The sequence below is a fragment of the Sinorhizobium meliloti genome (genome assembly GCF_017876815.1).
GTDB lineage: Bacteria > Pseudomonadota > Alphaproteobacteria > Rhizobiales > Rhizobiaceae > Sinorhizobium > Sinorhizobium meliloti.
In genome coordinates, this window is sequence record NZ_JAGIOS010000002.1 from 695,013 (window position 1) to 719,075 (window position 24,063).

General features: G+C 64.2%; 21 protein-coding genes. 10 read left to right on the forward strand and 11 right to left on the reverse strand.

Features of this window, described 5'->3' with window-relative positions:
• Positions 1-108 precede the first annotated feature (108 nt).
• The gene (locus JOH52_RS22185; protein WP_014530109.1) at positions 109-2,736 is read left to right on the forward strand and encodes a malto-oligosyltrehalose synthase; all 2,628 of its coding nucleotides are present in this window, start codon (positions 109-111) and stop codon (positions 2,734-2,736) included.
• A gap of 13 nt (positions 2,737-2,749) precedes the next feature.
• Here JOH52_RS22185 and JOH52_RS22190 read toward each other — a convergent pair whose 3' ends face one another.
• The 5 genes from JOH52_RS22190 to pcaD all read right to left on the reverse strand — a co-directional run bounded on the left by JOH52_RS22190 (position 2,750) and on the right by pcaD (position 6,501).
• The gene (locus JOH52_RS22190) at positions 2,750-3,805 is read right to left on the reverse strand and encodes a 3-carboxy-cis,cis-muconate cycloisomerase (protein WP_003529488.1); all 1,056 of its coding nucleotides are present in this window, start codon (positions 3,803-3,805) and stop codon (positions 2,750-2,752) included.
• 82 nt (positions 3,806-3,887) lie between these two features.
• On the reverse strand, positions 3,888-4,502 hold the full coding sequence (pcaG, locus tag JOH52_RS22195) for a protocatechuate 3,4-dioxygenase subunit alpha (protein WP_003529487.1): 615 nt from the start codon (positions 4,500-4,502) through the stop codon (positions 3,888-3,890).
• A 10-nt stretch (positions 4,503-4,512) separates the two neighbouring features.
• On the reverse strand, positions 4,513-5,274 hold the full coding sequence (gene pcaH, locus JOH52_RS22200; RefSeq protein WP_003529486.1) for a protocatechuate 3,4-dioxygenase subunit beta: 762 nt from the start codon (positions 5,272-5,274) through the stop codon (positions 4,513-4,515).
• Between the two features lie 16 nt (positions 5,275-5,290).
• The gene (gene pcaC / locus JOH52_RS22205; RefSeq protein ID WP_014530107.1) at positions 5,291-5,698 is read right to left on the reverse strand and encodes a 4-carboxymuconolactone decarboxylase; all 408 of its coding nucleotides are present in this window, start codon (positions 5,696-5,698) and stop codon (positions 5,291-5,293) included.
• The gene (gene pcaD / locus JOH52_RS22210) at positions 5,695-6,501 is read right to left on the reverse strand and encodes a 3-oxoadipate enol-lactonase (protein ID WP_014530106.1); all 807 of its coding nucleotides are present in this window, start codon (positions 6,499-6,501) and stop codon (positions 5,695-5,697) included. Before pcaD ends, pcaC begins: the two co-directional genes overlap by 4 nt.
• 94 nt (positions 6,502-6,595) lie before the next feature.
• Between pcaD and pcaQ the strand changes: the two genes are divergently transcribed.
• Complete coding sequence (gene pcaQ / locus JOH52_RS22215; RefSeq protein WP_014530105.1) at positions 6,596-7,537, forward strand: pca operon transcription factor PcaQ; 942 nt, start codon at positions 6,596-6,598, stop codon at positions 7,535-7,537.
• Positions 7,538-7,610: 73 nt separating this feature from the next.
• Here pcaQ and JOH52_RS22220 read toward each other — a convergent pair whose 3' ends face one another.
• The 3 genes from JOH52_RS22220 to pobA form a co-directional block, all read right to left on the reverse strand.
• On the reverse strand, positions 7,611-9,500 hold the full coding sequence (locus JOH52_RS22220; RefSeq protein ID WP_010976281.1) for a bifunctional sugar phosphate isomerase/epimerase/4-hydroxyphenylpyruvate dioxygenase family protein: 1,890 nt from the start codon (positions 9,498-9,500) through the stop codon (positions 7,611-7,613).
• 144 nt (positions 9,501-9,644) lie between these two features.
• Positions 9,645-10,565 carry a LysR family transcriptional regulator gene (locus tag JOH52_RS22225; RefSeq protein WP_003529478.1) on the reverse strand — a complete coding sequence of 307 codons (921 nt, stop codon included), beginning with the start codon at positions 10,563-10,565 and terminating at the stop codon, positions 9,645-9,647.
• A gap of 91 nt (positions 10,566-10,656) precedes the next feature.
• Positions 10,657-11,829, reverse strand: coding sequence for a 4-hydroxybenzoate 3-monooxygenase (gene pobA, locus JOH52_RS22230; protein WP_003529476.1), 1,173 nt, complete (start codon positions 11,827-11,829; stop codon positions 10,657-10,659).
• Between the two features lie 155 nt (positions 11,830-11,984).
• Here pobA and JOH52_RS22235 point away from each other — a divergent pair, with 155 nt between their 5' ends.
• Together JOH52_RS22235 and ggt are read left to right on the forward strand one after the other, a co-directional pair.
• Positions 11,985-12,665 (forward strand): sulfite oxidase-like oxidoreductase, encoded by a 681-nt coding sequence (locus JOH52_RS22235; protein WP_153405068.1) that lies wholly within the window; start codon positions 11,985-11,987, stop codon positions 12,663-12,665.
• Positions 12,666-12,875: 210 nt separating this feature from the next.
• Positions 12,876-14,621, forward strand: a complete 1,746-nt coding sequence (gene ggt, locus JOH52_RS22240) for a gamma-glutamyltransferase (RefSeq protein ID WP_014530103.1) — start codon at positions 12,876-12,878, stop codon at positions 14,619-14,621.
• Positions 14,622-14,743: 122 nt separating this feature from the next.
• Here the strand turns inward: ggt and JOH52_RS22245 are convergent, their stop codons facing one another.
• Positions 14,744-15,499 carry an IclR family transcriptional regulator gene (locus JOH52_RS22245; RefSeq protein WP_013850297.1) on the reverse strand — a complete coding sequence of 252 codons (756 nt, stop codon included), beginning with the start codon at positions 15,497-15,499 and terminating at the stop codon, positions 14,744-14,746.
• Between the two features lie 130 nt (positions 15,500-15,629).
• On the opposite strand from JOH52_RS22245, the gene JOH52_RS22250 reads away from it, so the two are divergent.
• Genes JOH52_RS22250 through pcaF form a run of 3 tightly spaced genes read left to right on the forward strand, consistent with a single transcriptional unit; the run spans position 15,630 to position 18,490 of the window.
• A complete protein-coding gene (locus JOH52_RS22250; protein ID WP_014530102.1) occupies positions 15,630-16,490 on the forward strand; it encodes a CoA transferase subunit A in 861 nt (286 codons plus the stop codon).
• Between the two features lie 12 nt (positions 16,491-16,502).
• Positions 16,503-17,288: a CoA-transferase subunit beta gene (locus JOH52_RS22255; protein WP_014530101.1), complete on the forward strand. Its 786-nt coding sequence runs from the start codon at positions 16,503-16,505 to the stop codon at positions 17,286-17,288.
• Positions 17,288-18,490 (forward strand): 3-oxoadipyl-CoA thiolase, encoded by a 1,203-nt coding sequence (gene pcaF / locus JOH52_RS22260; RefSeq protein ID WP_014530100.1) that lies wholly within the window; start codon positions 17,288-17,290, stop codon positions 18,488-18,490. The genes JOH52_RS22255 and pcaF overlap by 1 nt, the downstream gene beginning before the upstream one ends.
• Positions 18,491-18,682: 192 nt before the next feature.
• Here pcaF and JOH52_RS22265 read toward each other — a convergent pair whose 3' ends face one another.
• Positions 18,683-18,967, reverse strand: a complete 285-nt coding sequence (locus JOH52_RS22265; RefSeq protein ID WP_014530099.1) for an acylphosphatase — start codon at positions 18,965-18,967, stop codon at positions 18,683-18,685.
• Between the two features lie 419 nt (positions 18,968-19,386).
• On the opposite strand from JOH52_RS22265, the gene JOH52_RS22270 reads away from it, so the two are divergent.
• From JOH52_RS22270 to JOH52_RS22280, 3 genes are all read left to right on the forward strand, one after another.
• On the forward strand, positions 19,387-20,070 hold the full coding sequence (locus JOH52_RS22270; RefSeq protein ID WP_014527734.1) for an RNA polymerase sigma factor: 684 nt from the start codon (positions 19,387-19,389) through the stop codon (positions 20,068-20,070).
• A gap of 78 nt (positions 20,071-20,148) precedes the next feature.
• Positions 20,149-20,673 (forward strand): DUF4142 domain-containing protein, encoded by a 525-nt coding sequence (locus JOH52_RS22275; protein WP_010976293.1) that lies wholly within the window; start codon positions 20,149-20,151, stop codon positions 20,671-20,673.
• An 8-nt stretch (positions 20,674-20,681) separates the two neighbouring features.
• Positions 20,682-20,999 carry a cupredoxin domain-containing protein gene (locus tag JOH52_RS22280; RefSeq protein WP_014530097.1) on the forward strand — a complete coding sequence of 106 codons (318 nt, stop codon included), beginning with the start codon at positions 20,682-20,684 and terminating at the stop codon, positions 20,997-20,999.
• A 52-nt stretch (positions 21,000-21,051) separates the two neighbouring features.
• Here JOH52_RS22280 and JOH52_RS22285 read toward each other — a convergent pair whose 3' ends face one another.
• Positions 21,052-23,892 (reverse strand): DNA translocase FtsK, encoded by a 2,841-nt coding sequence (locus tag JOH52_RS22285; RefSeq protein WP_014530096.1) that lies wholly within the window; start codon positions 23,890-23,892, stop codon positions 21,052-21,054.
• Positions 23,893-24,063 lie beyond the last annotated feature (171 nt).

Genomic DNA, 24,063 nt, shown 5'->3' on the forward strand with positions numbered 1-24,063 from the left:
ACGCCATTCTATTCCAGGTACGCGAACAAGAAGACTTTGCTTTGGGGGCGTCCCTCGGGGAACAAAGCACCGGCCGCGGTGTTACCGCCAGACAAGTGCAAGACCGCCATGCATCTGCCCGACGCAACCTACCGTCTCCAGTTCCGCAACGGGATGGACTTCGCAAAAGCCGTGGAGTTGATCCCGCACTTCGTCGGGCTCGGCATCTCCCACCTCTACGCCTCGCCCCTTTTCACCGCGGTCCGCGGGTCGACCCATGGCTACGACATCGTCGATTACAACGAGATCGACCCGGCCCTGGGCGGCTACGATGGATTTGTGCGGCTCGCTCATGCGCTGAAAGCCGAAGGACTCGGTCTCGTTCTGGACATCGTCCCGAACCACATGGCCGCGCATCTCGAGAATGACTGGTGGCACAGCGTGATCGAATGGGGCCGCCTTAGCGAATTTGCCGATTGTTTCGACATCGACTGGCGGGAGCCGCTCACGCTCCCCTTCCTCGGAAAGTCGTTTGAGGAAGAGGTCGCAGCCGGCAATCTGCGCCTTGCATACGACCACGAGCACCGCTGCCTAGCGCTTCGATATTACGAGGCTCTCTATCCGCTCAATCCCACCAGCTATGCGGCGATCCCGGGCAACGGTAATGCCGCGCTCGAAAGGATCGCGGCTGTCGCCGGCACGGCCGAACGGAAAACCGCCGCACAGTTCCACGCGGAAATCGCCTCTGTCGTCGCGACGCCGTCGATCGCGGCCGAGCTCGACCAATGTCTCGCGCGGTTTTCCGCAGACACACTGCAGTTCGACCGGCTGCATCGAATGCAATCCTGGCGGCTGATGAGCTGGCAGACGGCCCGGGACAAGCTCAGCTACCGACGGTTTTTCGAGGTCGCCGGCCTCATCGGCATGCGCGTCGAAGATGAAGCGGTCTTCACGGAGACCCACCGACTTGCGCTCGCCCTCGTCCGGGAAGGCCTGATCGATGGGCTCAGGATCGACCACATCGACGGCCTGGCCGATCCGAAGGGCTATCTCGATCGGCTCCGCCGGGAGGCCGGCGACGGCACCTATATTATTGTCGAGAAAATACTCGGCGAGAACGAAACGCTGCCGGAGGACTGGGCAGTCGCGGGGGCAACCGGCTACGAGTTCATATCGGCCCTCGCGGATCTTCTTTCCGACGACACTACGTCTTCGTGGCTTTCAAGCGAGGAAAGGCGATCCGCGGCCGAAGAGGCGGTCACGGGATGCAAACTTCAGGTCCTGAGCCGCAATTTCAATACGGAAGTCCGACGGCTGACCGGACTGGCCGCTCGCTTCACAGGCGACGGGGCTCCGGATCAGAACGTGCGGACCGGTGAGGCCATTCGCCAGCTGGTGGCGGCACTGCCCGTCTATCGGACCTATGTCGGCGACCAGGGGGCCGGAGCGCGCGACAGCCGCATCCTCGACGGGATAGCAGCGAAGGCGGCGGCGCGCGCGCCCGCCGCCGGCGCCGAAATCGCAGCGATCGTTTCCGCACTCAGGGCGCCGGTCGACTCGGCGGACGGCAAGCTGCGGTCCGAATTCCGCACGCGGTTTCAGCAGTTGAGCGGCGCGGTCATGGCCAAGGCGGTCGAGGACACCTTCTTCTATCGGAGAGGCGATTATCTCGCGGCGAACGAGGTGGGTTCCTCCCCCTTCTGGATGCCCGGCGGCGTCGGCCGCTTTCATGCGATGATGCAGGATCGCGCAAGCGAGATGCCGCACGGCCTGTCGGCTACGTCCACGCACGACACCAAGCGGGGGGAGGATGCGCGCGCCCGGCTCCACGTCGTCAGCGAGGCACTGGACGTCTGGGCAGCAGCGGTGGACCGCTGGCACGGGATGAATGCGGAAAGCATGGGCCGACTCCCGGCCGGCGAGAAACCGGACGCTCCGGTCGAGCAATTCCTCTATCAGAGCCTGCTCGGCGTCTGGCCGATCGCGCCCCTTGGTGACGAAGACGACCTGATTTCCCTGCACGAGCGGATGGTCGATTTCGCCGTGAAGGCGCTGCGGGAGGCAAAGCTCAGGACGAGCTGGGACGATCCGAACGAGCGCTATGAAGCAGCGATCAAGGCCTTTCTCGGCGATCTCCTGGATTGGCATAACCGGTCTTTCCTCGGCGATTTCGAGAAAACGGCCGGACCGTTCATCCATGCCGGCCTGATCAACAGCCTCTCGCAAACGCTGGTGAAGCTCACCGCGCCCGGCATTCCCGATATCTATCAGGGCAGCGAACGCATCGACCTTTCCCTCGTCGATCCCGACAACCGCCGCGGCTTTTCACCGCGCCGCTCGCTTTCCCAGCTACCGCAAGCGCCGACGATCGGCGATTTCGAGGACTGCAAGCAGAGGCTGATCTCGATAGGCCTGAACTATCGCCAGGGGCGCGGCGCGGATTGTCTTGCGAGAGGCGAATATCGCGTAGTGCGCGTCGAAGGTCCGGGCGCCCGCCACGCAGCCGCTTTCATGCGTCGCAGCAGGGATGGCTTTGCGCTAACGGTCGTCCCGCGGCTTGTCTTCGGCCAAACGGCAGACGGTCGCCTGTCCATCCGTCCGGAACTGTGGCGAAACACCTTCCTCGCCTGGCCCGAGGGCTGCCAATTCAAGCCCATGTGCAATCTCCTGACCGGCGGCGTCGCCGAGCCTCGGCCTCTTCTTGCCGTGGCGGACATTCTACGGGACTTCCCCGTCGCCTTGCTGGTCGAGGCGTGAGCACGGATCAACCTCACACCCGCCCTAGCCGCCGGACGTTGCCGGCGAGCTCGGCGGCGAGCCTCAATGCGGCCGCCGTCGCGCCGACCATCTGCGGCAGGATCAGCCATTCGAGCGTCCAGGCGGAGCCCGAGCGCTCCTGCTCGTGCACCAGCGACTGGTGGATGGCGGAAACCTGCGTCGCGTTGAAGCGGGCGAGTGTCACCAGCACCTCCGCGGCGACCGGATTCTGCTTGTGCGGCATGGCCGAGGAGCCTCCGCCGCCGGCAAGCACGATCTCGTCTCCCGCCTGCGCCATCAGCGCCACGTCCTGACCGAACTTGCCGAGGCTGCCGGTGACGAGCGACAGGAGGTGGGCGAAATCGGCGATCGGCAGGCGCTGGCTGTGCCATTGCGGGCAGTCGACCAGCGCGAGTTCCTCCGCCAGCGTCGCGCGGACGATGTCGGCCTTGCCCTTGAGCTTTTCGAGCGTGCCGGCGGCTCCTCCGAACTGCACCGCGAAAATGTCCGTGCCCGTGGCATCCAGCCTGTCCTGATGGTCGAGCAGCGGCTCGATCCAGCTCCGCAGTCGGTCGGCGACCGTAATCGGGATCGCCGGCTGCATCCGCGTATGGGCGGTCAGCGCACGCTCGCCCCAGTGCCGCCCGCAAGCTTCGAGCGCCGTCACGACGTCGCCGACCCGGCCGGAGAAAAGTTCCGCGATCGCCTTCAGCCTCAGCATGAGGCTGGTATCGACCACGTCCTGGCTGGTGGCTCCGAAATGGACATGTTCCGCCGCCTCTTCGCCGACCGCCCGGCGCAATTGCCGCACGAGCTCGGGAACGACGACACCGTCGATGGCAGTTGCCCGGCGCATGGCGCCGACGTCCGGAGAGAAGCCACGGCATGCCTCGGCAATGCGATTGGCGGCCGCTTCGGGGATGACGCCGTGGCGCGCCTCGGCACGCGCAAGCGCCGCCTCGAAGGCCAGCATGGCGCGAACATCGGCGACGACGGAGAATTCCGCCGCCACCGCCTCGTCTCCGAGAAGGCCGGAAAGATAGGGGTGATCGAAGGCCGAATAGGTCATGCCGCATCTCCAGCTCTCGCTCCCTTCGGTTCGAAGGGAGCCTCACACGCATGCGGCAACGCGGGGGCGGGCTGCCGAACGATCAAATATCCAGGAAGACCGTTTCCTTCTCGCCCTGGAGATGAATGTCGAAGACATAATTAGGCGCCTGACCCGCCGCGACAAGCGTCTCGGCCCGGTGGCGGTGCTCGATGCGGGCAAGCAGCGGATCTTCGGCGTTCGCCGCCGCCTCGTCTGGGAAATACATGCGCGTGTGGAGGCCGATATTGATGCCGCGCGCGACGATCCAGATGCTGATATGCGGGGCCATCAGCCGGCCGTCGCGGAATGGAACGCGGCCCGGCTTCACCGTCTCGAAAGTGAAGACGCCGCCCTCGTCGCTCGTCGGCGAGCGTCCCCAGCCGGTAAAGTTCGGGTCCGCCGTACCGCGCAGCTCCGACGGGGAATTGTAGAGCCCGGCTGCGTCCGCCTGCCAGATTTCGAGAAGTGCGTCCCTGAGGGGCATTCCGGCGCCGTCGATGACGCGACCGGTCACGGTGATGCGCTGACCGAGCGTCTTGTCGTTGACCATCGAAGCGCCGAGGTCGCCCTCATATACGCCGCCGATGCCGCAGAAATTCGGCGTCAAGCCGATATGGACATAGGGTCCGGCCGTCTGCGACGCGGTTTCCTTGAGGGTGCTGAGATCCTGAACCATCGGTGCGTCCTCAATTCCCTTCCGGCCGGTTTTCGAAGAAGGTCGAGCGGCGGCCACGCAGCACGATGTCGAACCTGTAGGCGCGCGCATCCATCGGCACGGTGTTGCCCCAGTCGAGAGCCGCGATCAGCTGCTCGATCGCCCGGCGGTCAGGGACCGTGCCGACGATCGGACATTTCCAGATCATCGGATCGCCTTCGAAATACATCTGCGTGATCAGGCGCTGGGCGAAACCGTGGCCGAAGACCGAGAAATGGATATGGGCGGGCCGCCAGTCGTTGACCCCGTTCGGCCATGGATAGGCGCCGGGCCTGACCGTACGGAACCAGTAACGGCCTTCCTCGTCGGTGATCGTTCTGCCGCAACCGCCGAAGTTGGGATCCAGCGGCGCGAGATAGCTTTCCTTCTTGTGACGGTAGCGTCCGCCGGCATTCGCCTGCCAGAACTCGACGAGCACGCCATGAACCGGATGGCCGCGTTCGTCGAGGACGCGGCCATGGACGATGATGCGTTCGCCGATCGCACTTTCACCGGGACTGGCAAAGTTATGGATCAGGTCGTTGTCGAGCTCGCCCAACATCGAATGGCCGAAGACCGGTCCGGTGATCTCCGATATCGTGCCGTCGAGCGACAGCAGCGCCTTCTGCGGCGAACGCAGCACGGAGGTCTTGTAGCCGGGCGCGAAGGCCGGCGGGTGCCAGGCGCGGTCGCGGGCAAAAAAGGCGCCCGTTTCGGGCTTGCCGTTCCGTCTGCCATTTTGATTGTCGGGCATCGTCCTTCTCCCTCGCCTATCGAGCAACCGTGCCGGCATCCATTTCCGCGAACACCTGCTTGACGATCTTGATCGCGTGATTGGCCGCCGGAACGCCTGCATAGATGGCGACATGCAGCAGTGCCTCGCAAATATCCTCGCGCGTCGCCCCGGTATTGGCCGTGGCGCGGACATGCATGGCCACCTCCTCGTCCTGTCCGAGAGCGGCAAGCAGGGCGATGGTGACGATCGACCGCTCCCGCTTCGTCCAGCCGGGACGCGACCAGACATGCCCCCATGCCGCCTCGGTGATCAGCTCCTGGAAAGGACGGTCGAAATCGGTCGATGCCGACGCCGCCCGGTCGACGTGATTGTCGCCTAGAACGGCGCGGCGCGTCGCCATTCCCTGTCGGTAGCGCCCGGAAGGCGCAAGGGTATCGCTCATGGTTTGCCTCCAGACAACACGGATCGGAAGAAGCGTCTCAGCACCGACGACAAGGCTTCCGGCTGCTCGACGCAGGGTATATGTCCCGCCCCGCGGATCACTTCGAAGCGCGCGCCCGGTATGAGATCGGCCGTCGAGCGGACCAGATCGGGCGGCGTCGAACCGTCCTGGTCGCCGACGACGCAGAGCACCGGAACCGCGATCCTGCCTGCGGCTTCCGTGAAATCGGCGTCGCGGATGGCGGCGCAGGTGCCGACGTAGCCCGGCACCGGCTGGCGGACCAGCATGTTGCGGTAGCCGGTGAAGGCGAGGTTTTCGGGCCGCCGAAAGGCCGGGGTGAACCAGCGTTCGAGCACGCCATCGGCGACCGCCTCGATGCCGTGCGCCTCGATCGCCGTGATCCGGGCGTCCCAGAACTCGACGGTGCCGATCTTGTGGGCGGTGCCGGAAAGCACGAGCGCGCGCACGAGGTCGGGGCGGCGGCCGTAGAGCGATTGCGCGATGAGACCGCCCACCGAAAGTCCGCAAACAATCGCCTGTTTCACGGCGAGGCGATCGAGGAGTCCGGCGAGATCGGTCGCATGGTCCTCGATGGAATAGGGAACCTGGCCGATATCGGACAGCCCATGGCCACGCTTGTCATAGAGCACGATGGCAAAATCGCCGGCCAGCCGGAGGACGACATCGCGCCAGATACGGAAATCCGTGCCGAGCGAGTTGATGAAGACGAGCGCGGGCTTTTCCATGACCGCGCCAACCACGCGATAGTGAATCGTGACGTCGTTGATGCGGGTGAATTGCACGGCAGTTCTCCTCCGTCGTCAGAATTGGATGTTTCATCCGGTTAGGTAAAATGATATTTCGTGGCTTTCCCTTAACCAGGGGGTTATACGATCCGTGATCGACGCTCGCGTTAAGTTTCGCCATCTGCAGACATTTGTCGAGGTCGCACGCCAGAAGAGCGTGGTGAAGGCGGCCGAACTCCTGCATGTCACGCAACCGGCGGTCACCAAGACGATCCGGGAACTCGAAGAGGTTCTGGGCGTCGCGGTTTTCGAGCGCGAGGGGCGTGGCATCAAGATCACGCGCTACGGCGAGGTCTTTCTGCGCCATGCTGGCGCCGCGCTGACGGCGCTGCGCCAAGGCCTCGATTCCGTCTCGCAGGAGCGGTCCGGCGAAGGCCCGCCGATCCGCGTCGGTGCGCTTCCGACCGTTTCGACCCGCATCATGCCGCGCGCCATCGCGCTCTTCCTGAAAGAGAAGACCGGCGCACGCATCAAGATCGTCACCGGTGAAAACGCAGTGCTTCTCGAACAATTGCGCATCGGCGATCTCGACCTCGTCGTCGGCAGGCTCGCCGCTCCGGACAAGATGACCGGATTTTCGTTCGAGCATCTCTACTCGGAACAGGTGGTCTTCGCGGTGCGGGCCCGGCATCCGCTCATCTCCGGCAGGCAGTCTTTATTCGCGCATCTGAGCGACTATCCGGTGCTGATGCCTACCCGCGCCTCGATCATCCGCCCCTTCGTCGAGCATTTCCTGATCGCCAACGGCATTGCCGGCCTGCCGAACCAGATCGAGACCGTTTCCGACTCCTTCGGCCGGGCCTTCGTACGCTCCAGCGACGCCATCTGGATCATATCGGCGGGCGTCGTCGCCACGGATATCGCGGATGGCGTATTGGCGGCGCTGCCGGTCGACACGAGCGAGACGAGGGGACCCGTCGGGCTTACCATGCGCACCGACGCGATCCCGTCGCTGCCGCTCTCGATCCTGATGCAGACGCTGCGTGAAGCGGCGGGGACGGCGATGGCTGCGGAAGCAAAGAGGACGGCCTAGCACTGGGGTTATCGAACCCCCTCTGGCCTGCCGGGCATCTCCCCCACAAGGGGAGACGACTCGCGGGAAGAACCTAAAGGGCCGGCATCCCGGCGGGCCTAAGCGAGCGTTTCTGGGCGGCGATGCGGAAGGGCGCGTTGGCTGCGCCGTAGCCGCGATAACCGGCGCGCCGCTCGACAATTTCGAAGAAGAAGCCTTCTCCATAGGTCGGGCCGTAGATCTGGAAATACTCGCCATCCTCATCGCGGTCATAGAGGATGCTCTCATCCCTGAGCCGGTCGACGAAGTCAGGTTCGAGCCCGAACCGCACCTCGATGTCGTCGTAATAGTTGCGCGAGATTGCCAATGGGCGAAAGCCGCTGCGGAGCATATGGTCGGCGGCTGCAAAGATATCGTCGGTGCGGAAGGCCACATGCTGGACACCCGAGCCAAAGCTCTCTGCGATGAAGTGGCCTGCCAGCGTGCGGTGGTTGTCCGCTCCGTTCAACGTCAGCCGAAGCGTCCCGCTCGCATTCTCAACGACCTGGCTGCGGATCAGACCGGCGGGATCGACGATATCGACCTCTGCCAATTTGTCGGCATCGAGGATAGACGTGTAGAAGAGCAGCCAGCTCGGGAGCTCCTCCGCCTGCATGGATTGCGCCACATGGTCGATGGCGAGGAGCGGCGATGCGCCTTGGGGCGTCGCCCCCGACCAGACGAACTCGCGCGACCAGACGTCGTCGGCCTCGTCCAGGAAATAGATCAACCCGCCGCCAATGCCGCGGATTGCGGCCATCGCCCCCTCGCCTTCGTTCGCCTCGGGCAGAAATATTTCGGCGCCGAGCGCGCGAGAGCGTTCGATGGCGGCGGAGGCATCGGGTACTTTCAGGCCGACCGCATAGGCCGATGCCCCGTGCACCAGGTAGCTCGAATGAGCGAAGCCCTGCTGCTCGGTGTTGATGACAATGTTTACGCCTCCATGATCGCGACCCTGGCGCCATAGCGTCACCGATTTCTCGCGATGAGAGGCGACGGCGTGAAAACCCATGGTTCCCAGAAGCGAGCCGAGCGTCTCCGCCTCCGCCCGATCGGCGGTGAATTCCACGAATTCGACGCCCAGCACCTCCACCCGGTCGGGCATCGCCAGCGCGCCCTTCGCCACCGGCTCGCGCCGCCTGACCCGATCCATCAGATAGACCAGCGAACGATGCCCGTCCTCGGCGATCGCCCTGGGTGATCCGCCCCGGAACTGGTCGTTGAAGATTTCGAGCGACAGGGCGCCGTCATAGCCGGTCGCGGCGACAGCCTGCATGAAATCGACGACGGGAAGATCGCCTTCGCCGGGCATGTTGCGGAAATGGCGGCTGAGATAAAGCAGATCCATCTCGATCCGCGGCGCGTCCGCGAGCTGAACGATGAAGATGCGGTCCCCCGGAATGGAGCGGATCGACCGCAGGTCGATATTGCGCGACAGGGTGTGGAAACTGTCGAGGATCAGCCCGATATTCGGGTGGTCCGCCCGCCGCACGATTTCCCAAGCATCCCGATGATCGTTGACATGTCGGCCCCAGGCAAGCGCCTCGTAGCCGACGCGCAAGCCGCGCCTGGCCGCCCTCTCGCCCAGCTCCCGCAGATCGTCGGCAGCGCGGTCGATGCCGCCCAATGCGAGCGGGGAAACGCTGGAACAGACGAGCATCAGTTCCGTTCCAAGCTCCTGCATCACGTCGAACTTGCGCTCCGCCCGGTCGAAAGCACGCGACCGGTGCGGTTCCGGCAGACCTTCGAAATCGCGGAACGGCTGAAAAAGCGTCACCTCCAGCCCGTGATCGCGGACCATGCGGCCGACCTCCGCCGGCGAACCGTCGAAGGTCAGGAAATCGTTCTCGAATATCTCCACGCCATCGAAGCCTGACGCAGCGACGGCGGCGAGCTTCTCCGAAAGAGTGCCGCTGATCGAAACGGTCGCGATCGAGGTCTTCATGCCGATCTCCTCTCGCTGGCCTCGTCCTTTGCCGGGTGTCAGGGCCGGCTTGCTTCCGGAAAAGGCGTAGCGTCGAAGGCTCGATGATCGTCACTTCTTACCTATACCGCAAATACCGTTTTTTCCGTCCTCCATACCGTTTTGTTATGCATCTCGGCCGCCACGCGAACGGCCGGTCGAGTCGTCCATGACGCGGCGCAGCGTCGTCACCAACCGCTCGGCATAGCTGGACAGCGCGGCGTCGGCGCGATAGGCGACATAGGTCTGGAACTCCGTGTCCTCGCTGATCGGAATGACGGCCAGTCCCTGGTCGGCCATACCGCCCACGGTGAAGGCGTCGATGACCGCGATGCCCAGATTCCGCTTGACCAGCGCACAAACCGTCGTGCCGAAACGCGCCCTGATCGGGGTACGATATTCGAGCTTCTCCCTCTCGAATATGCCCGCCATTATCGCCCCGTAGGGATCGCGCGGGTCGATACCGATGAGCGGATGCTCGGCGATCTCGCGGGCGGAAATCCTGGACCGCCCGGCAATCGGATGCTCCCTGGCGGCGATGCAGACGAGGTGCCCTTTGGACAGGGGCTCGAAAGTGATCGAAGGATGGGTGAGATGATAGCTCATCGCGACCAGCTCTCCCTTGCCGAGCAACAGGTAATCGATCGCCTCCTCTATCCTCAGAATATCGAAATTGATGCGGATGTCCGGATAACGCCGCATGAGCCCGGCGATGGCTTGCGGCATCATCGCATTCGCAATGCTCGGCACCGAGCCGAGCGCGAGTTCCACACCTCGTCCGCGCTCCAGTTGGCCGATGGAGAATTGCAGGTCGTCGACCTTGCGATGAACTTCCTGGAGCTGGGCGAAGATGTCGCGCGCTTCGTCGGTCGGCACGTACCGGCCGGCCTTCTTGACGAAGAGCTTTATCCCCAGCGCGCTTTCGATATGCTTCATAGTCCGGCTGACGCCCGGCTGGGCGACATTCATCAGACGCGCCGCGCCGGCGATGGTGCCGGCGATCATCACCGCCCGGATCACTTCGATCTGGCGTAGCGTAAGCCCCATCGCACCCTCCCTGGCAGCTGCCTCACCGGCGGCAGTCGAGCAGAGCCGGTATCCCCGCGCAAGTAGCGTCCAGGAAGGTTTGCGCGCGGCCTCAAAACGGCAACCCCACGTAATTCTCCGCGAGCGCGGTCGCCGCCGCGCGCGAATGGGTGAGATAGTCGAGTTCCGCCTCCTGGATTCTCTGGTCGAAGTCGCTGGTCTCCGGAAAGCGGTGCAGCATTGTCGTCATCCACCAGGAGAAGCGCACCGCCTTCCAGACACGGGCGAGCGCGCGGGCCGAATAGGCGTCGATGCCGGCATTCGAGCGGTCCTGATAGTGTTCGAGCAATCCCTCGAACAGATAGTGCACGTCGCTCGCCGCGAGGTTCAGGCCCTTGGCGCCGGTCGGCGGAACGATATGGGCGGCGTCACCCGCCAGGAACAGCCGATTGAACCGCATCGGCTCGGCGACGAAGGAGCGGAGCGGCGCGATGGACTTCTCGAAGGAGGGCCCCGTGACCACGCGCTCGGCGTGATGGGCGGGCAGGCGGCGGCGCAATTCGTCCCAGAAGCGCTGATCGTCCCAGTCCTCGATCTTCTCCTCGAGCGGACACTGGATGTAATAGCGGCTGCGCGTGTGCGAGCGCATCGAGCAGAGCGCGAAGCCGCGCGGGTGGTTGGCATAGACCAGTTCGTGGTCGACCGGCGGCACGTCGGCAAGGATGCCGAGCCAGCCGAAGGGGTAGATCTTCTCGAAATTGCGGATGGCCTTTTCCGGCAGGGAACGTCGGCTGACACCGTGAAAGCCGTCGCAGCCGGCAATGAAGTCGCAGTCGATGCGCTGCGCGATCCCGTCCTTCTCATAGGCGACATGCGGCGTCCGCCCGTCGAAATCCCGCGGCATCACGTTCGCCGCTTCGTAAATCGAGAGCGCCCCGACCCGTTCGCGATGGTCCATCAGGTCGCGGGTGAGTTCCGTCTGCCCGTAGATCATCACCCGCCTTCCGCCGGTCAGGCCAAAGAGGTCGATGCGATGGTCGCGCCCGTCGAAGGCGAGCGAGAAGCCGTCATGCGGCAGGCCCTCGGCATGCATGCGGGCGCCGCAGCCCGCCTCCTCCATCAGCCGCACCGTGCCTTCCTCCAGAACGCCGGCGCGCACACGGCCGAGAATGTGAGCTTTGGTCGCGCGATCGAGGATAACATTGGCGATCCCCGCTTCCGTCAGCAATTGCCCGAGCAGGAGCCCCGAAGGCCCGGAGCCGATGATGACGACCTGAGTGCGCATGATTGTCCTCCCACTTCCCCCCAGGAAATTGCAGCTGTCCCGCCGGAATCGGCACGCGAATTCTTACAGATATCGTACATCGCCGGCGGCTCGGCTGTAGCGCTTTGATCTGCTGCATGCTTTTTTCCGTCAATCGCGATACGATCAAAGAAAACATGCAGGAGAGAGCAGTCGTGGCCGACGAAACACAGGCGCCGGAAACCAAGCTGACTTCCACGAAGCGCCGCTGGGCGGCCGACGGCAAGTTTCTCACCGGCCGCATTGCCCGTCCTGAGACGGACCGCCTGCCGCCCGGTCAGCATCTCGTCAGGGACTGGCCGGTTCTCGATCTCGGGCAGCAGCCGCACCTGACCCACGAGACGTGGCGGCTCGACGTCACCGGCCTCGTCGAGAACCCGCTCTCGCTCGACTGGAACGCCTTCCAGGCGCTGCCTCAGAGCGACAGCCTGTCGGACATCCACTGCGTGACGACCTGGTCGCGCTACGACAACAATTGGCACGGTGTATCCACGCGCGACCTCCTCGATCGCGTCATGCCGAAGCCCGAGGCCGCCTATGTCATGCTGACGAGCTTTGACGGCTACACCACCAACCTGCCGCTCGCCGATTTTGCCGCCGAGGACGCGATCCTCGCGACTGCCTGGGAAGGCGCGCCGATCACGCGGGCCCATGGTGGGCCGATGCGCCTGGTGGTCCCGCATCTCTATTTCTGGAAAAGCGCCAAATGGCTGCAGCGCATCGATTTCCGCGCGGCCGATTCGGCAGGCTTCTGGGAGCGGAACGGCTACCACATGCGGGGCGACCCGTGGCTGGAGGAGCGCTATTCCGGCGATTGACGCTGGACCGGGATGAGGAAATGTGTGCGGTTTTCCGCCCGGAATTTCGGAAAAAGAGAGTTTCCGCGATTCGGAGAAAAAGCGGAAATGCTCTAACGCTCCGTCTTCGACTGTAACTCGTAATTTTTGATGCTACAGTCCCCGGTTGAGGGAGCGGTAACGCATCCCCGCGCCGAACTTGAAGCCAACATTCCTGTCCGGGAGGAAAGCATGCGCAGTCCCTGCCTGAAATCCCTATCCATTGCCCTGATCGTCGCGCTGAGTACGTTCGCACCGCGGCAGGGCCTGGCGGCCTCGCCGGAGCCGGTCAAGGCAGAGCACGGCATGGTCGTGACCGCCCAGCATCTTGCATCCGACATCGGCGTCGAGGTCCTGAAGAAGGGCGGCAATGCGATCGATGCGGCGGTTGCGGTCGGCTATGCCCTCGCCGTCGTCTACCCTACCGCCGGCAACATCGGCGGCGGCGGCTTCATGACCATCCGCTTCAAGGACGGCAAGACGACCTTCCTCGATTTTCGCGAGCGCGCGCCTCTCGCCGCCACCAAGACCATGTATCTCGACGACAAGGGCGATCTCGTCGAGGGATTGAGCACCGAAGGCTATCTCGCCGTCGGCGTGCCCGGACCGGTCATGGGTTTCGAGTTCGCGCGCAGCCGTTACGGCACCAAGCCGCTGAAGGAACTGATCGATCCGGCGATCGAGCTCGCGCGGGAAGGCTTCGTGCTCCAACAGGGCGATATCGAATCTTTCGACGGCGAGACCGAGCGGCTCGCCAGGGATCCGGCCGCCGCCGCGATCTTCCTGAAGCCGGACGGCAAGCCTTTTGCAGCCGGTGACCGGCTGGTCCAGACCGATCTTGCCGCTTCGCTTTCGAGCATCGCCGAAAAAGGCACGGACGCCTTCTACAAGGGTGCGATCGCCGACGCGATCGTCAAGGCGAGCGCGGATAAGGGCGGCATTCTCGCCAAGGAGGATTTCGAACGCTATCAGGTCCGCGAGCTCGAGCCGGTCAAGTGCAACTACCGCGGCTATGACATCGTCTCCTCGCCGCCGCCATCGTCAGGCGGATTGATCATCTGCGAGATCCTCAACATCCTCGAAGGCTATCCGCTCTCCTATCTCGGTTATGGCTCTGCCGAGACGGTGCATGCGATGATCGAGGCGATGCGCCACGCCTATGTGGATCGCAACACCGCGCTCGGCGATCCGGCCTTCGTCGAGAACCCGGTCGCAAAGCTCGTCGACAAGAGCTACGCGAAAGAAATCCGCGCCAAGATCGACCCCTTCAAGGCCGGCGTTTCCCAGGAGCTGATGCCGGCGGGCTTTACCGAAAGCAAGGAGACGACCCATTATTCCATCATCGACGACGAGGGGAATGCGGTCGCGGTGACCTACACGCTGAACGGCTCCTTCGGCGCGGGCGTCGTCGCGCCCGGCACGGGTATTCTCCTCAACAACGAGATGGACGATTTCACCGCCAAGCCGGGCACCCCCAATCTCTATGGACTCGTGCAGGGCGAGGCGAATGCGATCGAGCCCGGCAAGACGCCGCTTTCATCGATGAGCCCGACGATCATCTCCAGGGACGGCAAGCCGTTCATGGTGATCGGCAGCCCCGGCGGCGCCCGCATCATCACCATCACGCTGGAAGCGATCATCAACGTGATCGACCACGGCATGAACATTCAGGAGGCCGTCGACGCGCCGCGAGTCCACCATCAGTGGCTTCCGGACAAGGTCTTCATGGAGCCCTATGCTCTTTCGCCCGATACGCGCAAACTGCTTTCCGCCATGGGCCATGACGTTCAGGTCGACGAGAACTGGATGATCTGGGGCCAGGCAGCGGGCATCCTCGTCGGCGGCGAGAACGTCGCCGAGATCGAGGCTGGCGGCGGCGCCCGCTACAACGGCGCCGTCGACAGCCGCATCGGCGCAGGTGCTGCGCGCGGATATTGAGGGGCGATGGCTAGAGCGGGATGAGGAAAAGTGCGTGCGGTTTTCCGCCCGCATCCCGCGCTAACCTATTGAATCCATCACGTTCATGATTCTAGGCCGACTCGAGCCAGAATCATCGTGATCTAGCGAAACACAAGCCGCAACGCGGCTTGTGTTTCCCTGAGCAGCGGCAGAAAGCGCTCGGCCATCTCGCGGGCCGGCACGTGGGCGGCAGATGCGCCGATGTTCAGGGCCGCGAGCACCTGCCCGCGATCATTGGCGACCGGTACCGCGATCGAGCAGAGGCCGAGCTCCAGTTCCTGGTCGATGATCGCATAGCCCTCGTCGCGAACCCGCCGCAATTCCGTCAAAAGCTCTTCCGGATCGGTTCGCGTCAGCGGTGTGTTCGCCTTCAATTCAGAACGTCCGAGAATGTCGCGTGCCTCGGCCTCGGGCAGTGCGGCAAGCAACACCCGCCCCATCGAGGCGCAGTAGGCGGGAAGACGCGAGCCGGGCGTCAGGTTGATCGACATCACCCGCCGCTGCGACGCGCGTGCCACATAGACGATCTCGGTGCCGTCGAGCACCGAGGCGGAGGCGCTCTGCCCGGCCTTTTCCGCGAGCTGGTCCAGGTAAGGCTGGACGATAGTCGGCAGCGGCGTCGCCGAAAGATAGGCATGGCCGAGCCTCAGGGTCTTCGGTGTGAGCGTGAAGAACTTGCCGTCGTAATCGGCGTAACCAAGCTGCGAAAGCGTCAGCAGAGATCGCCTGACGGTCGCCCGGTCGAGCCCGGTGATCTTCGCGGCATCGGCAATCGAAAGCCGCGGCTGCGCCTCGCCGAAGGCTTCGATCACCTTCAAACCGCGTGCAAAACCGCTGACGAAATCCGTTTCACGCATTGTGCCTCCTGCCGATCTCTGGCCATCGTTTTTGTGCGTTATACGAACAAATGTCAAATACCGCACGAAGTAAATTGACGCTTGCGAAGAACAGGCGCTTATTCGGCTCGAACATCACCGGAGGAAAACGATGGCGCGGATAATGTCTCTCGCCGAGGCGGTAGAGGAGAATGTCAGAGACGGCGATACGGTTGCGATGGAAGGCTTCACGCACCTGATCCCCTACGCCGCGGGGCACGAGGTGATTCGCCAAGGCCGGAAGGACCTGTTCCTTGTGCGCATGACGCCCGACATCCTCTACGACCAGCTGATCGGAGTCGGTGCGGCACGGGGCATGAAGTTCTCCTGGGGCGGCAATCCCGGCGTCGGCTCGCTGCACCGCTTTCGCGATGCGGTCGAGAACCAATGGCCGCGACCGCTCGAGATCGAGGAGCATTCGCATGCCGCCATGGCCAATGCCTATGAGGCGGGTGCCGCGAACCTGCCTTTTGCGGCCTTCCGCGGCTATATCGGCGCCGACCTGCCTAAGGTGAACGTCAATATCAGAAGCGTGACCTGTCCCTTCACCGGCGAGGTGCTCGCCGCGGTGCCTGCAATCCGCCCGGACGTGACGATCATCCATGCCCAGCGTGCCGACCGCAACGGCAACGTCCTGATCGAGGGGATCGTCGGCGTACAGAAGGAAGCGGTGCTCGCCGCCAGGCGCTCGATCGTGACGGTCGAGGAGATCGTCGACGAACTCTCACCGCCCTCGCCCAATTCGGTGGTGCTGCCGGGTTGGGCGGTGACTGCCGTCGCGCATGTGCCGGGCGGCGCCTTCCCGTCCTATGCGCATGGTTACTATCCCCGCTCCAACGCCTTCTACATCCGTTGGGACGAGATTGCCCGCGACCGGGAGACGTTCACCGCATGGATCAGGGAGAACGTCCTTGCCGCAAAGCCCGAGGACTTCGCCCGCCACGCTGCGAAGACCGCGGCCAAGGTTGCTTGAGGGGAAGAAAAAATGACTGATTTCACCCCCACCGAGATGATGACGATCGCCGCGGCGCGCGCGCTTTCCAACGACGACGTCTGCTTCGTCGGCATCGGCGCGCCGTCAGCCGCCTGCAATGTGGCGCGGCTGACGCATGCGCCGGATATCACGCTGATCTATGAGAGCGGCACCGTCGGCACCAAGCCCGACGTGCTGCCGCTCTCGATCGGCGACGGAGAGCTATGCGATACCGCGCTCTTCACCGTCTCGGTGCCGGAAATGTTCCGCTACTGGCTCCAGGGAGGCCGGATAACCACGGGCTTCCTCGGCGGCGCGCAGATCGATCGTTTCGCCAATCTCAATACGACCGTCGTTGGCCCCTATGACCATCCCAAGGTGCGCCTGCCGGGAGGCGGCGGTGCGCCGGAAATCGCCTCCAATTGCGGCCGCATCTTCATCACCATGGCGCTGACGAAGCGCGGCTTCGTGGAGAGGCTGCCCTTCGTCACCTCCATGGGACACGGCGAAGGCGGCAATCATCGGGAGCGGCTCGGACTGACGACCAGCGGCCCGACCCGGGTCATCACGGATCTCTGCATTCTGGAGCCGGATCCGGAGACGAAGGAACTGACCGTCGTTTCCATGCACCCCGGCGTCGCTCGGGATCAGATCGCCGGAAATTGCGGCTGGCCGATCAAATTCGCGGAGACCGTCATCGAAACACCGGCACCGACCGAGACCGAGCTGGTCGTTCTGCGCGACATCAACGCCCGCACCAAAAAGGCCCATAAGGCCGCGGGAAAGGAGGCAGCGTGATGCGCGAAGCCTATATCTGCGACTATATCCGCACCCCGATCGGCCGCTTCGGCGGCTCGCTCGCTTCGGTGCGCGCCGACGACCTCGGCGCCATACCGCTGAAGGCGCTGATGGACCGCAACAGGTCGGTCGACTGGGAAGCGGTCGATGACGTGATCTTCGGCTGCGCCAACCAGGCGGGCGAGGACAACCGCAACGTCGCACGCATGTCGCTGCTGCTTGCGGGGCTGCCCGTCGCCGTTCCCGGCACGACGATCAACCGGCTCTGCGGATCCGGAATGGACGCGGTGATTGCGGCCGCGCGGGCGATCAAATGCGGCGAGGCCGAGCTGATGATAGCCGGCGGCGTCGAATCCATGTCGCGGGCGCCTTTCGTGCTGCCGAAGGCCGAGAGCGCGTTTTCGCGCAACGCCGAAATTTACGACACGACGATCGGCTGGCGCTTCGTCAATCCGCTGATGAAGGCGCAATATGGCGTCGACTCGATGCCGGAGACCGGCGAGAACGTCGCCGAAGACTACAAGGTCTCGCGCGAGGACCAGGACGCCTTCGCCCTGCGCAGCCAGGCAAAGGCCGCGGCCGCCCAGGCGAACGGCCGCCTTGCGAGCGAGATCGTCGCCGTCACCATCCCCCAAAGGAAGGGTGGCCCGGTCGTCATCGACCGCGACGAGCATCCGCGCGCCACGACGATCGAGGCGCTCGCCGGGCTCAAGACACCCTTCCGGGAGGGCGGCACCGTCACCGCCGGCAACGCTTCGGGCGTCAACGACGGCGCTGCGGCGCTCATCATCGCCTCCGAGGAGGCTGCCAGAAAGCATGGGCTGCGACCCATGGCCCGCATCCTCGGGGGCGCTTCGGCCGGCGTGCCGCCGCGCATCATGGGCATGGGACCGGTGCCCGCCTCGCAGAGGCTCATGACGCGGATCGGCGCGACGCAAGATCGGTTCGACGTCATCGAGCTCAACGAGGCTTTTGCCAGCCAGGGGCTTGCGGTCCTGCGCGCGCTGGGAATCGCCGACGACGATCCCCGCGTCAACCGGAACGGCGGCGCCATCGCGCTCGGCCATCCGCTCGGCATGTCGGGTGCGCGCATCACCGGAACGGCAGCGCTGGAGCTTGCCGAAACGGGTGGCCGCACCTCGCTCTCCACCATGTGCATCGGCGTCGGCCAGGGCATCGCGGTGGCGCTGGAGCGGGTGTAAGGCGGCGATGCTTTCCCCTCCCCAACCCCTCGCCACAACGGGGAGGGGCTTACGTGCGGCACCGTTTCCGGCTCTGCGTCGAGGTCTCCCGAGGCGAAACGTCGAAACTGGCAGGCCATTGCCGCGGGCACCGAGCCCCTCGCCCTTGTGGGAGGGGTTGGGGAGGAGTTCTGCAGTGCCCGAGATCATCCGCTACCGTGTAATGCGAAATCCCGCCGGCGCTTCGACGGAAGAAGCCTCCTCGCTCGCGACATCGGCGACGAAAGCGCCGGGCGGTCCTTTCCAGAAATGGTCAAGCATTCTGCTGACGGCCCCGTCCGGCCCGGCGATGAGGGCGGTCACCGAGCCGTCGCTCTCGTTGCGAACCCAGCCGTCAAGGCCGAGCCTTTCGGCCTCCTCGCGTGTCCAGTCGCGAAAGCACACGCCCTGTACCCGTCCGGTAATCCTGACCAGAGCGGCCCTGCGGTCCTTCGTCATGACGTTGCCCTCCTTTCCCTTTCGAATCTGGCGCATATGGCGGCTAAGGCAAGCGTCTTCCTGACGCTGCCGATGCCCGACCTCGGGCATTTCTTTATCAGCCGGAAAAAATTTCATTTTCGGTCTTGAAGATGCTGCACTGCAGCATTATTATATAACTGTCGATGGAACACTCCTCCTCCCAGTTCCATCGCGGGATCGGCAACCCTCCTCCTCCCAGTTGCCGGTCAGGATCGAAAGCCCGGCGCACCTCCTCCCGCGCCGGGTTTTCTCTTTCAGCCGAGGCATTGAGCCGGCGGCGATCCCGAATTCCGTTATCCTTACAAGACAACACCGCGGTAAGATCCGAAACTTGGCCGGCACATAGCTGGGAACATTTCCGGAGCTAGGGCATCCAATATCCGAGAAGGAGCCCGACCATGCCTACCGCTGAAACCGACCTTTGCCTGAATGCGCCGCCACCTGCGCAGGACCTCGCCCGTTTCCGCGCGATCATGCAGGCGCACAACCGCAAGCTCTACCGGATCGCCCGCAGCATCCTGCGCAACGACAGCGATGCGGAAGACGTGCTGCAGGAGGCATATGTCCGGGCCTTCACGCGCTTTGAGGATTTTCGCGGCGATGCGGCGATCACGACCTGGCTCGCCCGCATCGTCATCAACGAGGCGCTCGGCCGCCTGCGGAAAAGACGGCGACAGATGAGACTGGCCAAGTACATGCGGCAGTCGCAAGAGGCGGAGATCATCGCCTTTCCCCTCAATTCAGGCATCAGCGATCCGGAAAAGACGATGGCACAGCGACAAATCCTCGATCTCGTCGAAAGGCTGACGGACGATCTCCCGGACACCTACCGCACCGTATTCGTGCTGCGCGTCATCGAAGGGCTCGACAACGAAGAGGCGGCCGCCCTGCTTGGCCTCAAACCGGAAACGGCACGCACAAGGCTGCACCGGGCGCGCCGCATCCTGAAAGAGCAGCTGGAGCGGCAGATCGGCCCGGTTCTGCTCGATGCCTTTCCTTTCGCGGGAAAGCGTTGCGAGCGTCTGACCGAGGCGGTTCTTGCCCGCATCTCGCCTCGGCCCCCGGAACCGGACGGAAAATAGCGGGAACGTTTCGAGCCGCGAAGCATCCAAAGCATGTCGTTCAAACCAGGCTTTGATCTTCGAGGAAAGGAACATCCCATGACTATCAAACTGACGACCGCAGCGGCCGCAATCGCCCTCCTCTTCAGCACCGGCGGGGCACTCGGCAACGACAAGCCGACCGACCCCCAAATCGCCCACATCGCCTACACTGCCGGCGTGCTCGACGTCGAAGCCGCCAAACAGGCAATCGCGACGTCGAAGAACAAGACCGTCGTCGAATTCGCCGAGAGCATGCTGCGCGACCACGAGTCGGTGAACAAGCAAGCCCTCGATCTCGTCAAGAAGCTCAACGTCACGCCCGAAGACAACGACACGAGCAAATCCCTCTCGCAAGCGGCCGAGGCGAAACGCCAGGAGCTGGCGAAGCTTAAGGGCGGGGAATTCGACAAGGCCTATATCGAACACGAGGTCGCCTACCACAAGCAGGTCAACGGCGCGCTGGAAACGCTGCTGATCCCGTCGGCTCAGAATGCCGAACTCAAATCGCTGCTCGAGACCGGACTGAAGCTGTTCCAAGGACATCAGCAGCATGCCGAACACGTCGCGGCCGCATTGAAGTGAGCGCGGCGATGTTCATAACGCGAGCGGCAATTGTCTTATTGTCGATGGGAGCGGCCGCCGCCGCCGCTCCTTCGCAGGCGGAAACCATCCAGGTGTCGATCGATCGCCTCGTCTACCTGCCCGCGGAGATCGAGGCGAAGGTGGGCGACGAGGTCGAGTGGATCAACAGGGATGCGCTCGTCCACACGGCGACCGTCGAAGGCGGCGCGGACGTGCTTCTGCCGGCGAACAAAACCGGCCGGCTGGTGCTTCAGGAAGCGGGCAGCTTCGATTATATCTGCCGCTACCATCCCAACATGAAGGGCCGCATCACCGTGCGGCCGTGATCCGCAGCTCCCTCTCGCCCGCAGGCCGGAGGGAGCAGAAGCGACCGATAACTCAGTCCAGATCGTCGCTTTCCGGCTTCGGCGCATTGTCGCGGTTGCCGTAGATGATCTCGCGCTTGCCGACATGGTTCGCCGGACCGACGAGACCGTCCTTCTCCATCCGTTCGACCAGCGAGGCGGCGCGGTTGTAGCCGATGCCGAGGCGGCGCTGGATGTAGGAGGTCGAGCACTTCTTGTCCCGCAGCACCACTTTCACCGCCTGATCGTAGAGCTCGTTGCCGTCTTCGGCGGCGATCGCGCTCTTGTCGAACACTGCGCCCTGATCCTCCTCGACCTCTTCCTCCTCTTCGTCCGCGGTCACCGTCTCGAGATATTCCGGACGCCCCTGCGTCTTCAGATGTGCGACCACATGTTCGACTTCCTGATCGGAAACAAACGGACCGTGGACGCGGGCGATGCGGCCGCCGCCGGCCATGTGCAGCATGTCGCCCTGGCCGAGGAGCTGTTCGGCCCCCTGCTCGCCGAGGATGGTGCGGCTGTCGATCTTGGAGGTCACCTGGAAGGAGATGCGGGTCGGGAAGTTCGCCTTGATCGTGCCGGTGATGACGTCGACCGAGGGACGCTGGGTCGCCATGATCAGGTGGATGCCTGCCGCACGCGCCATTTGCGCAAGCCGCTGGATCGCCCCTTCGATCTCCTTGCCGGCGACCATCATCAGGTCGGCCATCTCGTCGACGATGACGACGATATAGGGCATCGGCGAAAGGTCCATTTCCTGCTGCTCGAAGAGCGGCTCGCCGGTGCCCTTCTCGAAGCCGGTCTGCACCGTCGCGAGGATCGGCGCGCCCTTCTCGCGCGCGGCCGCCGCGCGCTGGTTGTAGCCGTCGATGTTGCGCACACCGAGCCGCGACATCTTGCGATAGCGGTCCTCCATCTCGCGCACCGCCCATTTGAGGGCCATCACCGCCTTCTTCGGATCGGTGACGACGGGCGTCAGCAGATGCGGGATGCCGTCATAGACGGAGAGTTCGAGCATCTTCGGATCGACCATGATGAGCCGGCATTCTTCCGGCTTCAGCCGGTAGAGCAGCGACAGGATCATGGTGTTGATTGCAACCGACTTGCCCGAACCGGTGGTGCCGGCGACGAGCAGATGCGGCATCTTTGCGAGTTCGGCGATCACCGGCTCGCCGCCGATCGTCTTGCCGAGGCAGAGCGCCAGCTTGCAGCCGGTCTTCTGGAAATCGCCGGATTCGATCAGCTCGCGGAAATAGACGGTTTCGCGCGTCGCGTTCGGCAGCTCGATGCCGATGACGTTGCGGCCGGGCACGACAGCGACGCGGGCAGAGAGCGCCGACATCGAGCGGGCGATATCGTCGGCTAAGCCGATGACGCGGGAGGATTTGACGCCCGGCGCGGGCTCGAATTCGTAAAGCGTGACGACAGGGCCGGGGCGGACATGGATGATCTCGCCCTTGACGCCGAAATCCTCGAGTACGCTTTCGAGCAATCCGGCATTCTGCTCGAGTTGCTCCTGGGTCATGAAGAAACCCTGGCCTTGCGGCGGTTCCTGCAGGAGCTCCTTCGACGGAAACTCGTAGGCGTCGCCGCCCTGCAGCGGCTCGATGGCGCCGATCGGCGGCAGAGACGGCGACGAACGCTGTATCACGGCCGGCATGGTGATCGCCGCCCTGGTCACCGGCGCTTCGGGAGCCGGTTCGCTTGCGGGTACGATGGCAGGCTCGGCGAGCGCCGGGGCCGGTGTTTCGACGAACTGGTGGGCCGGAAGGGCGGCAGCCTCCGCGGCGGCCGGCTCAGCGGCGATATCCTGCGGCGCGGCCGTAACCGGTTCGGCAGTGGCGGGCTCGGGCCGCCGGCATTCCACCACCCGGAACAGCGAGCTTATCGCCGTGGGCGGCTGCGGCCGGATCTCGACAGGCATTGCAGCAACGATCTTCGGTGGCGAGACCTTCGGCGCGGCTGCGATCGGCGCGGGAATGCGCGCGGCTTCCTTCACAGGTTCCGTGACAGTCGGCGGAACAGCCGCGACTTCGAGCGGCATGAACTCGAAAAACGCAAAATCGGAAAGATAGGCCAGGCGCGCGTCTGCCTGATGGGGCACGTCCTCCTCCACTGCGGCACTCTCGGGCGCAAGATTCGCGACGGGCAGTGCATGCGGAACCACAGGCACTTCGTCCGTTACCGGCAGGGCTGTCGTTTCAGAAGTGGCGGGCCCTTCCTCCGCCACGGCCACGCTTTCGGTGATTGCCGGCTTGGTGACGCTCGCTTCCGGCGCCTGCGAGCGTGCAGCGCTCCAGGAGGGCAGTTGCTGCGTCAGCACACGGAGGAGCTCGGACGGACTGTAGGACGGCAGTTCCGTTTCGACCACGGACGGAGCGGGCTCGGCCGGCACCACGTCCATCACCGTTTCGGCATCGGACGCTTCCGCCGCGGCTTCGTCGGCCTCAATCCGGCTTTCTTCGGGCGCCGGCGGGTGACGCTTCATGAGTTCGCGCTCGGGCGTACGCGTGAAGCGCACATTCGGCGACAGGAAGAAGTGGCTCTCCCAGCCCGGCTCGCCGGATAGGCCGGTGATCTCGGCAAGCGTGGGAAGCGGATCGCGCGTAGAGACGGTAACCTCGGCAGGAGCATAGGCGGAGCCGTGACCGTAGAGGCGCGCGGCGCGGCCTGCATATCCTGTCTCCTCGTCACGATGGCCGGGCGCGCGCCGCGGCGCTTCCGGTGCCTCGAACAGATGGTCGTGAGCGGCCGCCTCAGGCGCCGCCGGAACATGCGCGGCACCTTGCGCAGCCGGATGCGGGTCCTCGTAATCATCCGCGTGATTTGCGTCGTACAAAGCTGCAGGCGAGAAATTTGTCCGGGGAATGCGCATGGCCTGAAAACTCGAAATTCATCATCGAAGGGGCTGCCCTAGGGAATAGGAAATGAAGGTTAACAACTTACTTCCGGGAGCTCGCCGGAAGGGCGCCGGGCCGCTTCGAAAACCCTCCCAAGTACCGTCCCATGCTCGCGGCGCAAGGCTTTCCCGCGCTTTGGCGATGCA

Coding starts and splice junctions, on each gene's coding strand:
- JOH52_RS22185 (WP_014530109.1), top strand. CDS start 109: ATGCATCTGCCCGACGCAACCTACCGTCTCCAGTTCCGCAACGGGATG.
- JOH52_RS22190 (WP_003529488.1), bottom strand. CDS start 3,805: ATGACCTATTCGGCCTTCGATCACCCCTATCTTTCCGGCCTTCTCGGA.
- pcaG (WP_003529487.1), bottom strand. CDS start 4,502: ATGGTTCAGGATCTCAGCACCCTCAAGGAAACCGCGTCGCAGACGGCC.
- pcaH (WP_003529486.1), bottom strand. CDS start 5,274: ATGCCCGACAATCAAAATGGCAGACGGAACGGCAAGCCCGAAACGGGC.
- pcaC (WP_014530107.1), bottom strand. CDS start 5,698: ATGAGCGATACCCTTGCGCCTTCCGGGCGCTACCGACAGGGAATGGCG.
- JOH52_RS22220 (WP_010976281.1), bottom strand. CDS start 9,500: ATGAAGACCTCGATCGCGACCGTTTCGATCAGCGGCACTCTTTCGGAG.
- JOH52_RS22225 (WP_003529478.1), bottom strand. CDS start 10,565: ATGGGGCTTACGCTACGCCAGATCGAAGTGATCCGGGCGGTGATGATC.
- pobA (WP_003529476.1), bottom strand. CDS start 11,829: ATGCGCACTCAGGTCGTCATCATCGGCTCCGGGCCTTCGGGGCTCCTG.
- JOH52_RS22235 (WP_153405068.1), top strand. CDS start 11,985: ATGCAGGAGAGAGCAGTCGTGGCCGACGAAACACAGGCGCCGGAAACC.
- ggt (WP_014530103.1), top strand. CDS start 12,876: ATGCGCAGTCCCTGCCTGAAATCCCTATCCATTGCCCTGATCGTCGCG.
- JOH52_RS22245 (WP_013850297.1), bottom strand. CDS start 15,499: ATGCGTGAAACGGATTTCGTCAGCGGTTTTGCACGCGGTTTGAAGGTG.
- JOH52_RS22250 (WP_014530102.1), top strand. CDS start 15,630: ATGGCGCGGATAATGTCTCTCGCCGAGGCGGTAGAGGAGAATGTCAGA.
- JOH52_RS22255 (WP_014530101.1), top strand. CDS start 16,503: ATGACTGATTTCACCCCCACCGAGATGATGACGATCGCCGCGGCGCGC.
- pcaF (WP_014530100.1), top strand. CDS start 17,288: ATGCGCGAAGCCTATATCTGCGACTATATCCGCACCCCGATCGGCCGC.
- JOH52_RS22265 (WP_014530099.1), bottom strand. CDS start 18,967: ATGACGAAGGACCGCAGGGCCGCTCTGGTCAGGATTACCGGACGGGTA.
- JOH52_RS22270 (WP_014527734.1), top strand. CDS start 19,387: ATGCCTACCGCTGAAACCGACCTTTGCCTGAATGCGCCGCCACCTGCG.
- JOH52_RS22275 (WP_010976293.1), top strand. CDS start 20,149: ATGACTATCAAACTGACGACCGCAGCGGCCGCAATCGCCCTCCTCTTC.
- JOH52_RS22280 (WP_014530097.1), top strand. CDS start 20,682: ATGTTCATAACGCGAGCGGCAATTGTCTTATTGTCGATGGGAGCGGCC.
- JOH52_RS22285 (WP_014530096.1), bottom strand. CDS start 23,892: ATGCGCATTCCCCGGACAAATTTCTCGCCTGCAGCTTTGTACGACGCA.